This is a genomic window from Myxococcales bacterium (genome assembly GCA_016699535.1).
Taxonomy (GTDB): domain Bacteria; phylum Myxococcota_A; class Polyangia; order Polyangiales.
This window is the reverse complement of record CP064980.1, coordinates 2,044,241-2,057,172: the sequence shown is the minus strand read 5'-3', so window position 1 is coordinate 2,057,172 and position 12,932 is coordinate 2,044,241. Positions and strand designations below refer to the sequence as shown.

Genomic DNA, 12,932 nt, shown 5'->3' with positions numbered 1-12,932 from the left:
AGGACAGAAAACATGAAAGCACTATCTTACACTTTAGCCATGTCCACCCTTATCCTACATGCCTGTGCAGCAGTGGGCATTGGGGAGCAAGGCGATCAAGATTATCAGAACCAATCTTCTGAAAATAACACTGGGGACAACGAAACGATTGCACTTCTTAAGTACCCCGTTGATTCCGCCATTCCCACACGGTTTTGGCAAAAGGTGCCCGAGATTGGAGTTGTCGCAGAGACTGGACACGAGCTTGGCAGCCCGCACGAACGCGCCATTGATCTTGGCCGTGTTCAGGGTGTTGAAGTCGTTTCAGTTTGCACAGGAACAGTTCTAAGCGCGGGGACATCGGACTACTGGATTAACGCAACTGATCCTCAAGATGTTTCGCCACAGACTCCATTATCAAGCTTGCTCTCAAAAAACTATACGACCATCGCTTGCGATCGAATCGAGCTTGAAGACCCAACGAGCCTATCCAAGGGATTCGACATCGTCGTCAACATTGTTCACATAGACGAGCTTTTGGTTCAAAGCGGCGATAGTGTACGCGCAGGACAGGTCATTGGAACCATGACGGAACAACCCTATATTGGCCAGCATGTGCATCTCGATGCGTTTAGCGGGACACCAACCGACATCGATGTCTTTTTACAGGTGCTCAAAACCCCAGAACGTGCAGGTGAGTTAATGAGCACTTCTATTACCGCGGTCCATATCACGCATCCTAACTTTTCCGATGACGAGATCGTTGATGCTATGCATAGACTTCTCGAACTCCAAGGGCTTGCTCCAGAACTCGAAAAAGAATCCGCTACATCAACCGGCACGTCAGATCTTGGCACACAAGGTCCCCTTGCTGACATCGGTGATTGCAGTAACTTCACCGTCACCGATATCGATGCAGTTCAAGGTGAAGTGACCGTCGTTGTCGAACATGATGATCCACTTGGATGCATCGAACTTGATTTAGAGGGCGCGGGAACCCCAACGGCAACTTTCAACAATGACAACTCAAGCTTTGTTAGCTCGCGTTACTTTTGGACTTACACTCTAAGTTCGCTGGAAACTGGATTGATGACGCTTCGTTTTAACTATGAAGCAAAGGGAACCGGTATCTGCAGCATCTTCCCAACCAACGGCAAAAACACCTACGAGTGTGCAACGAGCGTACCAAAAGATTTATTTGGCAACCCATAATCATCCACGATGGCCATGTCTCCACACAAACGAGCCCTAAACAAGCACCGGCTTCTCCATGTGGGAATTCTTATCGGCTTTAGCACATTGAGCGGCTGCCTAGAGATTGCAGACGTACAGACCGTAAGGCAAGGCAGTTCCGATGTTGAAATTTGCAATGGTATCGATGACGACGGAAACGGATATACCGATGACAACGTGCAAGATTGGTTGCCTGGACAAGAACTCAATTGCTCGGGCGATACCTACGAAAACGGTTGTCCCATGTTTGAAAAATTTTGCATCAATGGCGCCCCACAATGTGTTGAAGCTTCAGAGCAATGTCAAAGCGACGGCAGTTCATCGTCCGCATTTGACTGGGGATGGCCAAGCTATGAGCCCATTGATCCTGGAACCGATCCAACAGATCCCGGTACCAACCCTGATCCGGATCCACTACCGGATCCCGACCCAGGACCGATTGATGAACCCGTTGATTGCAAAGCTCAAGCAGAGCAAAACTGCGATGGCCGAAATGATCCAAGCTGCGCATGCCGTATTAACGAATACCTGATTTGCGAGGGCTATACCGGCGACGGTGGTTTTGGCTATGGCGCAGTCTGCCCGGAAGATATTCCCCAACATTATGCCTGTGCGCCCAGTTGTGATCCCGGCTTTACCGATCTCGGTATCGTTAACGGTCCGCAATGCAACAACTGGGCATGTTGTCTGCTCATGCCTGATCAACCTCCCCCACAAGCCCCCGTCTGCAACTAGCGCTTTATAAAGAACTAGCTCCCTGCTTCATCGCTTGCCATCTTGGCACTTTGCCACAGCGCATCGCGTTGCGAATCGCTTAAGCGCTCGATCGCTTTACCGCTGCGTTTAGCTTCTTGCTCAACCCACGCAAAGCGTTTAGCAAAACGATCCAAGGTTCCGCGCAACGCAACTTCAGGATCAATTTTTCTATGACGTCCCAAACTGCAAAGCGCAAACAGAACATCCCCAAGTTCATGCTCGATAGCATTGCTATCATCATCTTCAATAGCCTGATCGAGCTCCGCTAACTCTTCAGTTATCTTAGCCCGGATGCCGCCCGTATCTTTCCAGTCGTAGCCAACACTTGAGGCTTTCTCGCCCACACGATAGGCGCGTAGCAGCGCTGGTAAGTTCTGAGGAACGCCATCAAGCCGACCGCGGTTTTTCTTTTCTTGAGCTTTGAGAGCTTCCCAGTGCTCGAGCGCTTCTTTTTCGTCTTTGGCTTCAGCATCACCAAAAACATGCGGATGACGACGTAGCAGTTTATCGCAAATGCCTTGAATCACATCATCGGGACCAAAATATCCTGCGGCCCTGGCAAGCTCCGCTTGAAACACAACTTGCAACAGCAAATCACCAAGCTCCTCACACAGAGCCTCAAAGTTTTCATGCTCGATTGCCTCAACCACTTCATAAGCTTCTTCGATCACATAAGCGCGCAAGCTTTTGAAGCTTTGCTCCCGATCCCAAGGACAGCCATCAGGCGCAAGAAGCCGTTGCATCACCGATACCAGTTCCGGAAAGTTCTGACCTTTTCCATCTTTTTCCATGGCAAACACCTATCATATTGGTGTTTCCCTGTAATCACATCTCAAAATGCGCCCTAAAAGTGATGAAGCCTCCGTTTCTGCCTTGACGAAAAATACAGGACTCGGCAGGTTGGCTCTCGAGATGGCTTCACGCAAATCCGAACAAAGCATCACCCACATCGTCGAAGCGGCAACCCACGTTATCGCGCGGCAGGGTTATGCGCACACCAGCTTGCTTGATATCGCCAAAGAAGCCGGCATGTCCAAAGGCGCTGTGCACTACCACTTTCCGACCAAAGAAGCCCTGATCTCCGAGGTCCTGGAACATGCTTGCACCGTTGTTCAAAAGCGTACCCAAGAAGCTTGGGATCAAGGTGGCGATGCCCTGGAATCAGTGCGCGCTGCGTTGCATGAACTGTGGCATGTTCGCGCAGGACGCAGCGATGAGGCGGCGGTCGTGGCCGATTTGCTCGCGCAAAGTCTGCACGACCCATCCTTACGACCGAAACTTGCAGGCTACTATCGTTTAGCAGCCAGTCAGGTCACCGAACATCTTGCGCCGCACATCAAGGCCTTGGGACTCAAACCTAAAGTCCCTCTTTCCTTCTGCCTCGCCTATTAAATGGATTACTTGATGGTTTGGTCATGCAAAGTTTCGTCGAGCCCGACGCTTTAGACAACACAGAGGTTATCGAAGCACTTGAAATGGTAGCGGCCAGTATGTTTGAACTGGATGAGACCCTGCCCGAACCCTAAGAACTTCGTTTTATGCACGCATTTCGCACCATCAAGGCTCAAAACGCCGCGCTACGAACTCTCGAGCACGCTTTACAAAACGACCATCTGGCACACAGCTACCTCTTTGAAGGGCCCAGTGGCGTTGGCAAAAAAAATGGCCGCAATCGCTCTTGCGCAAAGCTTTTTTTGCACGGAAAAAACAAAGGATGCTTGCGGGCAGTGCAAGGCATGTCTGCGAGCCATCGAGGGAAACCATCCGGATCTACGGATTGTAGAGCCCCGGGCCGAGGGCAGCGGCAATGTCAAAGTCGAGTTGATCCGTGAGGAGATTTTACCTTTTACGCGTTTCGCCCCTTTTGAAGGACGCGCAGCCTTTGTCATCTTCACCGAAGTAGAAAAAGCTTTTCCTTCACACCAAGCCGAAGCAGCGAATGCTTTGCTCAAGACCTTGGAAGAACCCAAAAACAACCTTCATTTTATTCTCTTGAGCGAGCGCCCTGCAGCACTGCTATCGACCATACGGTCACGCTGCCAGCGCTTGCGCTTTCGGCCCCTGCCCCATGAGGTGATCGAAAGCATTTTAGAAGAACACAACACACCGCAACCCAGACGCCAATTGGCCATCGCTCTATGCAATGGTCAGGCAGACCGAGCGCTTAGCTTGGCAGCAGAGCCAGCTCTTGAGCATTTAATCGAAGATACCCTAGCCATCGATCGCGCTCTCGAGAAGAAAGATCCGGCAGAGCTCTTTGATCTTGCTGAAAGTTTAGCGGCCGACGAGAAAAAACTTATCAAACTTCAAACCCTTGCCTGGCTGTACCGTGACCAGGCCGTCCAAGGCCTGAATGTCCCTGCGCGACTAGCAGCTCAACTGCCATCCGTGGCTGAACCTCCATCCAGCCTGCCAGTCGAGCGTGCGCTAGCGCAGCGCGAGCCTTATAGCGACAAGGCTTTAATCCGGCTTTCGATTATTCGCAAAACGCATCGTGCCCTTGAAAAACTCGCCACCCCGCAACTTACCCTTGAAGCCATGCTTTTTGAACTTGCGCAGACGTGCTAAAGCTTGCCCGCCGTGAAGCCTTTTTACATCACCACACCCATTTATTACGTCAACGACAAGCCCCACCTTGGGACGACTTACTCGACAGTGGCCACCGACGTCATCGCTCGATATCAGCGCTTACGAGGCAGGCCCACCCGCTTTTTGACGGGCCTTGATGAGCACGGTCTCAAGATCGAACGGCGTGCCAAAGAAGACGGTCTTGAACCACAGGAGTTCGTCAACCGGATGGCCCCACCCTTCCAAGAAGCGTGGGATATGCTCGACTGTCATTACGACGATTTTATTCGCACGACCGAAGCCCGTCACCGCAAACGTGTCCAGGCGCTTTGGAAACGCGTCGATGCAAACGGCGACATTTACCTAGACAACTACGAAGACTGGTACTGCGTGGGATGCGAGCGTTTCTACACGGAAAAAGAATTGCTCCCCGACCGCTTATGCCCCGATCACAAAAAACCAGTCGAACGCATTAAAGAAGAAAGCTATTTTTTCAAACTTAGTGAATACACGCAAAAGCTTCTTGATTTTTACGAGGCACACCCCAATTTTGTAAAACCCGAAGGCCGCTTCAACGAAGTAAAAAGCTTCGTCAAAGAAGGTTTGCGTGACCTGTCTATTTCCAGAACAAGTTTCCGTTGGGGCATACCAGTGCCAGCGAACTCTGCGCACGTCATGTATGTTTGGTTTGACGCGCTCACGAACTACATCAGCGCGCTAGGTGCTCCTACCGAAGGCGAAGAGCAAGCTCCGCTCTTTGATAAGTTCTGGCCACCCAAGAGCGAGACCATACACATTGTCGGCAAGGACATACTGCGTTTTCATGCTGTCTTCTGGCCAGCCTTTCTCATGAGTGCAGGGCTTGAGCCCCCCACCCAGGTTTGGGCCCATGGATGGCTGACCGTAAACGGTGAGAAGATGTCCAAAAGCCTCGGTAACTTTCTGTCGCCAGAGCCCATGGTAGCTGCTTTTGGATCGGACGTACTTCGTTACTACCTGATGCGCGATGTTGGCTTCGGCCAAGACGGTGATTTCAGTCACGCAAGCCTCTTTGCGCGCTACAACGGCGAGCTCTCCAACGGGCTTGGCAATCTATTGCAGCGCATCGTCGGTGGTATTGTCACAAACCATCTCAATGCCAAGGTACCGCATGTGGATCCAAGCACGCTTCAGGATATCGACAAGGAGCTTATCCAAACCGCTCACCGCTGCAGCGAACAAGCCGCTTGTCATCTGGATGCAATCGCGCCCAATCGCGCGCTTGATACCATTTGGGAACTTGTCGCATCAGCCAACCGTTACGTGGATCAGACCGCACCATGGACCCTGGCTAAAACGGGAGACAAACAACGTCTGGCTGAGGTCTGTTACACCACCATGGAAGCTCTGCGTTGGCTTAGTGTCATGATCTGGCCCATCATGCCAAACAAAAGCAGCGAGCTACGCGCCCAACTCGGACTGGCGCCCATCATGCCAACGGAGGACGTCGACTTGTGGCCAAACGCTTGGGGTGCCCTGCTTGCCGGCACACAAACCAAAGGCGGCACAGCGCTTTTTGCGCGCATCGACAAAGACCAGGAAAAACAAATCCTAAGACGTCTGGGCGTGCTCGACGTCGAAGCGCCAGCAAAGCCAAGCACCAAAACGTCCAGCAAGAAAGATAAAAAGGATAAAGCCATGACCGAAGGGCACATAAGTATCGATGATTTCTTCAAGGTCGAGTTACGAATTGGCGAGGTCAAAGAAGCAGAACGCATACCCAAGAGCGACAAGCTCCTTAAGCTGCAAATCGATATTGGTGAAAGCAAACCTCGGCAAATCCTCGCTGGAATCGGCAAACACTACGAGCCAGAACAACTCATCGGAAAAAAACTCACGATTGTTGCTAACCTTCCACCTCGTAAAATGATGGGCCTGGAATCTCAAGGCATGGTGCTTGCAGCAAGCGATGCCGAGGGGCTGTCCGTGCTCGGTGTCGACAAAGATCTCGTCATCGGAAGTAAGGTAAGTTAAATTGCCCAGTGCCAGCCAAGGCTATTTTTTCGATTCACATTGCCATCTCGATTTCGATTCCTTTGAAAGCGATATCGATGACGTGCTTCAACGCAGCTTTGATGCAGGTGTTCTAAAGATGTGCACGATTGGCGCTGGTGAGGATCTGCGCTCGGCCCAAGCCGCTATAGCTCTTAGCGAACGGTATCCAAATCACATCGTCGCCTCGGTGGGGATCCATCCCCACGATGCCAAAAACGTTCAGCAAAGTACCCTCGATAGCCTACAAGCGCTGGCCACAAAAAAGCAGGTAGTCGCCATTGGCGAGACCGGTCTTGACTATCACTACTCGCATTCGCCCCACGAGGTGCAGCAAGAGGTGTTTCGCCAGTTCATTGCACTTGGTAAGACACTGAAAAAACCGATCATCGTGCACACACGCAACGCAGCCGACGACACGATTCGCATTCTCAAAGAAGAAAAGGCCTCTGAGATTGGTGGCGTGATTCATTGCTTCAGTGAAGATACCGTCTTTGCGCGGCGCGCGCTGGATTTGGGCTTTGTGTCCTCCTTCAGCGGCATCGTCACCTTCAAAACAGCCATTGAAATACAACTGGCGGCCGCGGCGCAGCCCGACGATGCGCTTTTGATTGAAACCGATGCACCGTTTCTGGCCCCCATACCCAAACGCGGCAAACGCAACGAACCCAGCTTGCTTGTACACACGGCAAAAAAAATTGCCGAACTACGCGGTCAAAGCCTCGAGCGCATCCGCGAGCTAAGCACACGAAACGCCGAAAAACTCTATGGCTTCGATGCGCTTCCGGCTTAGTATTCGCTCAATTCCACTGGTTTCGCGCGGCTGTAGTTCATCACCAAGCTAGACGTTCTGCCTGGAAATACAGTCCTGGGAGCTCGATACGATCGCTTCATCGCGAAGTCCCCCTGCATAAAAGGCCAGTACCCCACGCTCACAACGGCCAACAATCAGGCTGCTGGGTAATTCGACGAGGTCCAAATAGGCCCCTTGGGTAGAAAAAGCCTCATGGTCCGTCCAACGCTGGAGCGCCGCTAACTAGCCCTAAAGGCCTAACAAAAAGGAAAAACAGGGCCGTAGCCCGTTTGGATGTACACATTATTGTATAGTCTCCGATGCAAATCACATGCCACCTCGCCAAAAGGGGTCAGACCCGTTTTTTCGTTGCCGAGGCGCAAATGCAGCAGAAACACCACAATAGTGAGGTCTCGTGCTTGACCTTTGCTGCAACTCTCGTATGCTCCGCGCTTCATCAGGAGCACCACCATGAATACTAACATGGGCCTTATCGGCAAAAAAGCTAGGAAATACACAGATTTTTCGCGAAGACGGAAGCGTTGGACGCGTCACCGCCATCCAAATTGGACCCTGCGTTGTCGTGGGAAAGCGAACCACCGAGCGTGACGGCTATTCGGCCCTAATTTTAGGCTTCGGCAGCAAGCGCGAAAAGCTTATCAACAAAGCCCAAGAGGGCTTTTTCAAAAGGCTGGGATCAAAGCTCCTCGTATCATTCGTGAGTTTCGGCTCTCCGAGGAAACCGTCGCCAAATACGAAGTCGGCCAAACACTCAAGCCCTCGGAGATATTTGAAGCAGGTCAGTTCGTCGACGTCTCGGGAACCAGCATTGGCCGAGGCTTTACCGGCGTTATGAAGCGCTGGAATTTCTCCGGAGCTGCAACAGACACTCATGGTACCCATGAATACCGCCGACACGGTGGTTCAATTGGCGCCAACATGACGCCTGGCCGTACTTTCCCGAACGTGAAAATGGCCGGCCAATACGGCAACGAGCGCGTCACCATGCTTCGACTCAGCATCGAAAAAGTGCTTGATGACGAGCAACTCGTCCTTGTCAAAGGCGCAGTACCAGGCCCTCGTGGAGGCGTTGTCACCGTCCGTAGCACGGTCAAACCACGTCGCGCTGACAATAAAAACTAAGCCGAGTTGGCAAAAAAACGCAAAAGCGGAGGCCGGGAGCAAGACCACTTTGCGCTAAAAGCCAAGGCGCTGGGTTATCCGGCTCGCTCGGTGTTTAAGCTTGAAGAGATTGACCGCCGCACCGCTCTATTTAAGTCTGCAAAACATGTTCTAGACTTGGGCGCCGCACCAGGTTCATGGAGCCTGTACGCTTCAAGGAAACTCGGCCAGCAAGGAAAAATCCTGGCGATTGATCTTAACACTCTAAGCTTGCCGCCACTGAAAAACCTTCATTTTATTCAAGGCGATATTTACAAAATTGATAGCGCTGAGATGGCTTGCCCAGAAGGCTATGACGTTGTGATGAGCGACATGGCACCATCGACAACAGGCACTAAGCAACTCGATCATTTTCGCAGCGTAGAACTAGTGCTTCACGCGCTCGAGTTGGCCAAAACCATGTTAAATCCCGAAGGACGTTTTGTTGCCAAAATCTTTCAAGGACCCGATTTTGACTCGTGTTACGATCAGGTGAAAAAAACTTTTAAAAAAACCCGGGTGATCCGCCCCGAAGCCGTCCGCAAAGAAAGCGTAGAAGTCTTCCTCTACGGCCAAGGCTTAAAAACAACAACAGCCTAATTCCCTAGATAACTTCTATTAGAAGATCGTGTCCTGCAAAACGATTGCTTGGAATAGGGGTGCTCATCTGGAGCCTTCAAGACCAACCACTGCGGATGCCTTAGACCTCACTTGATCCCACACGATCACTAATGCGCCACATGCAGACACTCCAGATGAGCACCCCTATTCCAAGCCAACAAGACCGCTAACGCTACGGCTCAGAATGACCCTGACATAAAATCACACTTCATATTCGAACACATCACGACCGTATCATCAGTGAAGACATTTCATGATCGATTGGGTCTTGAAAACTGTGCGACGTTTGCTGGTTTAGGTCAGGGCGAAGGGTTGTACTTAGGAGCGTCTGCACGTGGCGCTCTGCTGATACATGGGGAGTACAGAAGCTCCGAGCCTTCCGCAGTACGCAGTCTTGAAGGCTCCTAAGTACAACCCTTCGCCCTGACCCTACCCTCGGTATCAATAAGTCGCCTAGATAATGAATTTTTTGATGTATTGTTCGGATTTTTGAACGTCCTGCATGCTTTTAAGAAACTTGCCTGGGTTGATCTCGTTCGAGGACTCCAGAGCCACGAGGTGATGGTCACGCATCGCTTTAAGTGCGTTGTCCAGGTTTGGCCTTGAAAGCGATTCTCGACGTTGAATCTCTCCCGACAAATACATGCGTTGCCCCATCGCCAGAGCTCTTTTTGACCACTCTTTATGGGTCATCGGCCCTTTGATTAAAAACTGCGAAGCCCGTACAGCAAGAAAATAGCTCTCTAAATAACTCCGAATCATCGAAGCATATAAAGACAACCGGGCTGCTGCTTCGCCTTCGCCTATCACTAGCATGTCCCCTTTTCTCTGAAACTCGCCGCGATCAATCATCCCGCGAAGCTCTTCTTCAAAAGCCGTCTCGAAGCTAACACCCACACGAAAAATGAATTCATGTTTAAAAAACTTCGAAAGGTTGAGCACACGATCTTTCAACTTGGCAGCGTCAACCTCGGTCTTGCCTCCAGCCAACAGAGCAACGGCGTTGAGCGCTCGGGGCACAAAAAAGTGCAAAATATTATTCTTGTAATATTCAAGGGCCACCCGGCGCTCTTCAGGCACACTCAAAATTGGATCTTCGCTATCGCCATGCTGCGTCACCAAGCGGCTGTCGACAAAAAGCGAAAGCGCCCCAGCAACAGCATCGTCGCGAAGTTTGCCCTGCTCATCTTCCAGGGGCTCGGATAAACGCACACCTTTTTCGCGTAGTAACACAAGGAGCGTGTCGCAAAGCCGCAACACTTCAGAATAGTGGATACCTCGCTTTTCATGGAGCAACAAAGCCAACGCTACAAGCGAAGCCGGAGTAAGCACAGTAACATTATTAATCTCGTAAGCCACTCGATGAGCAAGATGCTGGACAAGCGCCCGACGCATCGATGGGCTGAGATCCCGTGGCGATACACTTTGCGGAAGTTCCGGGTTGCGCTTTAGTTTGTACTGTTGCGCAACCTGATCAAAATCTAAAATCTGCCCAAACTCGACGTAAAGTCTCCCATAACGCGAGCGCAGTACACGCGTGCTTTTCAAAAACTCACTAAAATTCTCTTTGCGCTTCTCCCCGCCACTCACTTCATGCTGGTAGCTCTCTTCCTCAATAATGCGCTCGTAGCCAATATATATCGGAACAAAAAACACCTTTTTATTTCTAAGCGTTACAATTGCATCCACGACCATCGAGAGCAGGCCAAACTTAGGCATAAGCAACTTGCCTGTGCGTGACCGACCACCTTCAATGAAGAACTCCAAGTTAAAACCTTCAACAATGATCTTACGAATATAGGCATCCACCAACGCGCTATAAAGCTTGCTACCGCGAAACGAGCGACGAATGAAAAATGCTCCAGCGCGACGTAAAATCGGTCCGATAGGCCAAAAGCTCAGGTTATCACCCGCTGCAACCAAAGGCGGAAGGATGGCGTTAGCGTAGAGGACATCGTCAAGCACGATATAGTCCATGTGGCTTTTATGGCTTGGCAAAAACACCAAGGTGCCCTGCCGCGCCGCTTCCCTTACCTTCGCAAGCCCCTCTTTATCCACGACCAACCCATCGTAGATCTTGTGCCAAACCCATTCGCACATGCGATGCAACATCGCCAAAACAGTGGAACTTGGCGCTGCAATAAGCTTCTTTAGATCTCGGCTGGCCTCTTTTTGAATTGCTGCCAAGGCTTTTCCTGTCGTACGCATCGCCGATTGCATATGCTTGCGCACGCGAGGACTTCGCAAAATCTCGTCACGTAAACGCGCGGGTCCCTTTTTGATAGGACCAAGAACCAAAGTTCGCTCTCGTTCTAAACGACGCAGCAGGGCATAGCGTATCTTCTCAGCAATACGTTCGTCACTAAGATCACGATGCGCTTCAACAAACGCGGATAAGTCAAAGGGCTTTCCTGAACGAAGCAAAACGTTGCGATAGTTTAAAATAAACTGAGTTAGCACACGCAACCGGCCAGGCCACTCGCTTGGACCGAAGAGCATGTCGAGCAAACCGCGTTGACGGTTGGGCGGCAGCTTAGTCCAAACAAAGGTTTGCGGGACCAGAAGAATCGGTTGCTCACTCGCCCGTTGCTCAGCCACCAGCACCTTGATGAGATCTTCGTTTGGAGTCTCACCACGCCGAGCTTTCGCAGCTAGACTTGGTGGACGTCTCAAGAACAAAAGCGCACTCGCCTTATCCTGTAAGGTCTTACGTAGAGCATTTTCTTCCGGCACTTGGCGACGAAGACTCAACCGTCTCTCCCCTTTTCCGAAAGGTTCAAGAATCCAAAGCCCTAAATCATTGGCAAAATGAACAAGTGGGAGCCCGTAACGCTTCAATAGAAAATCGAGACACAGAAAATCAAGCCACGAAATTGACCGCATCACGTAAACGACTAAGCCGCGTGCCGCTGCATCACTAACACTTCCGCTCCAACGCTCATCCACGTGGATATGACTAAAAAACCGCCGATACACCCATCGTAAAAATGGATGCGGCTCGTAGGGTTGCTGTGGTGGCAGCGATGAAAACCGGGGTTTCTCAGGGCTCACAATGGGCGGAAACTACCAGAGACCCATCTCAAGTAACAGCGTTGCCTCAAGGGCTTTTCGATAGAGTTGAACGAAAGCCCGTCTGGGAGCCGAATTTCTCAGCCAAAAGCACAATGGCAAGGTGGGCCAGACCCATATGAGGAGCCGCCAGCAAACAATCACCGAGATTAGCTCAAGAAAAGCTCAGCAAAGAACTAAAAAGCAGCGTTGAGGACCCGTTTTTGTTGAGCGGATAAGGTCACCCCCGAAAATCGCTTTTCTTTGCTCCGGTAGCGAACCACCACATCATAGCTTCCGGTGCTTAAATGCGCTGTAACGCCCATTCCAAGGCTACCAACCCGGCTCGAGCCTCGGTACACCGTGGCCATCGCTGCGACCCGTCGTTCCCCCTCTTGGGCCTGAATTTGGAGAATACCCGTCGAAAAATCTGCCTTTAATTGTGAAGTTTCGCCTGATTTAACCTCCACAGTGCTCGTTTTCTTAGGGTGGTCCAATGCGCCATCAAGTCTAAGCTCAACACTGTACTTTCCAGCCGGAGCCGACACAGGTCCACCACAGGAACCTGAAATAAGCTCACCATCTGAACCCTTTAGCTCGATCGTCCCAGACGCTGCACTAGCGTTCTCTAGGATCGTGCACTCCACCTTGCCAGTGTTTTGTGCGAATGCGGTTGAACTAGCAGCTAAAGCCGCATAAACCGTGAAAAACAGCGCAAATTTTGAGGTACTAGTCATGCCTT

Annotated in this window: 11 protein-coding genes and 1 pseudogene; 8 read left to right on the top strand and 4 right to left on the bottom strand. The window is 51.2% G+C overall.

All coding sequences use genetic code 11. From position 1 onward, the window contains the following. The first annotated feature begins 12 nt into the window (after window positions 1-12). Window positions 13-1,191 (top strand): hypothetical protein, encoded by a 1,179-nt coding sequence (locus IPJ88_09815; protein ID QQR88556.1) that lies wholly within the window; start codon window positions 13-15, stop codon window positions 1,189-1,191. A gap of 15 nt (window positions 1,192-1,206) precedes the next feature. Further along, the gene (locus IPJ88_09810; protein ID QQR92086.1) at window positions 1,207-1,947 is read left to right on the top strand and encodes a hypothetical protein; all 741 of its coding nucleotides are present in this window, start codon (window positions 1,207-1,209) and stop codon (window positions 1,945-1,947) included. Between the two features lie 14 nt (window positions 1,948-1,961). Here the strand turns inward: IPJ88_09810 and mazG are convergent, their stop codons facing one another. After that, the gene (mazG, locus tag IPJ88_09805) at window positions 1,962-2,759 is read right to left on the bottom strand and encodes a nucleoside triphosphate pyrophosphohydrolase (protein QQR88555.1); all 798 of its coding nucleotides are present in this window, start codon (window positions 2,757-2,759) and stop codon (window positions 1,962-1,964) included. 121 nt (window positions 2,760-2,880) lie between these two features. Between mazG and IPJ88_09800 the strand changes: the two genes are divergently transcribed. From IPJ88_09800 to IPJ88_09785, 4 genes are all read left to right on the top strand, one after another. Then, window positions 2,881-3,360: a TetR/AcrR family transcriptional regulator gene (locus IPJ88_09800; GenBank protein QQR88554.1), complete on the top strand. Its 480-nt coding sequence runs from the start codon at window positions 2,881-2,883 to the stop codon at window positions 3,358-3,360. 111 nt (window positions 3,361-3,471) lie between these two features. Continuing rightward, window positions 3,472-4,536, top strand: a complete 1,065-nt coding sequence (locus IPJ88_09795) for a hypothetical protein (GenBank protein ID QQR88553.1) — start codon at window positions 3,472-3,474, stop codon at window positions 4,534-4,536. 12 nt (window positions 4,537-4,548) lie between these two features. After that, window positions 4,549-6,549, top strand: coding sequence for a methionine--tRNA ligase (gene metG / locus IPJ88_09790; protein QQR88552.1), 2,001 nt, complete (start codon window positions 4,549-4,551; stop codon window positions 6,547-6,549). 1 nt (window position 6,550) lies between these two features. Continuing rightward, the gene (locus IPJ88_09785; GenBank protein QQR88551.1) at window positions 6,551-7,360 is read left to right on the top strand and encodes a TatD family hydrolase; all 810 of its coding nucleotides are present in this window, start codon (window positions 6,551-6,553) and stop codon (window positions 7,358-7,360) included. A 257-nt stretch (window positions 7,361-7,617) separates the two neighbouring features. Here the strand turns inward: IPJ88_09785 and IPJ88_09780 are convergent, their stop codons facing one another. Beyond that, a complete protein-coding gene (locus IPJ88_09780) occupies window positions 7,618-7,845 on the bottom strand; it encodes a hypothetical protein (protein QQR88550.1) in 228 nt (75 codons plus the stop codon). Here IPJ88_09780 and rplC point away from each other — a divergent pair. After that, a pseudogene (gene rplC / locus IPJ88_09775) lies at window positions 7,836-8,503 on the top strand (50S ribosomal protein L3). The gene IPJ88_09780 and the pseudogene rplC overlap by 10 nt on opposite strands. Before the next feature lie 6 nt (window positions 8,504-8,509). Then, complete coding sequence (locus tag IPJ88_09770; protein ID QQR88549.1) at window positions 8,510-9,121, top strand: RlmE family RNA methyltransferase; 612 nt, start codon at window positions 8,510-8,512, stop codon at window positions 9,119-9,121. A gap of 474 nt (window positions 9,122-9,595) precedes the next feature. On the opposite strand, the gene IPJ88_09765 is transcribed toward IPJ88_09770, so the two are convergent. Both IPJ88_09765 and IPJ88_09760 read right to left on the bottom strand, forming a co-directional pair. Then, window positions 9,596-12,088, bottom strand: a complete 2,493-nt coding sequence (locus tag IPJ88_09765; GenBank protein ID QQR88548.1) for a 1-acyl-sn-glycerol-3-phosphate acyltransferase — start codon at window positions 12,086-12,088, stop codon at window positions 9,596-9,598. A gap of 299 nt (window positions 12,089-12,387) precedes the next feature. Beyond that, window positions 12,388-12,927, bottom strand: a complete 540-nt coding sequence (locus IPJ88_09760; GenBank protein QQR88547.1) for a hypothetical protein — start codon at window positions 12,925-12,927, stop codon at window positions 12,388-12,390. Window positions 12,928-12,932 lie beyond the last annotated feature (5 nt).

What these genes read in the sequence shown, in the direction of transcription:
- IPJ88_09815 (QQR88556.1), top strand. Translation starts at nt 13, where the DNA reads ATGAAAGCACTATCTTACACTTTAGCCATGTCCACCCTTATCCTACAT.
- IPJ88_09810 (QQR92086.1), top strand. Translation starts at nt 1,207, where the DNA reads ATGTCTCCACACAAACGAGCCCTAAACAAGCACCGGCTTCTCCATGTG.
- mazG (QQR88555.1), bottom strand. Translation starts at nt 2,759, where the DNA reads ATGGAAAAAGATGGAAAAGGTCAGAACTTTCCGGAACTGGTATCGGTG.
- IPJ88_09800 (QQR88554.1), top strand. Translation starts at nt 2,881, where the DNA reads ATGGCTTCACGCAAATCCGAACAAAGCATCACCCACATCGTCGAAGCG.
- IPJ88_09795 (QQR88553.1), top strand. Translation starts at nt 3,472, where the DNA reads ATGAGACCCTGCCCGAACCCTAAGAACTTCGTTTTATGCACGCATTTC.
- IPJ88_09780 (QQR88550.1), bottom strand. Translation starts at nt 7,845, where the DNA reads ATGTTAGTATTCATGGTGGTGCTCCTGATGAAGCGCGGAGCATACGAG.
- IPJ88_09760 (QQR88547.1), bottom strand. Translation starts at nt 12,927, where the DNA reads ATGACTAGTACCTCAAAATTTGCGCTGTTTTTCACGGTTTATGCGGCT.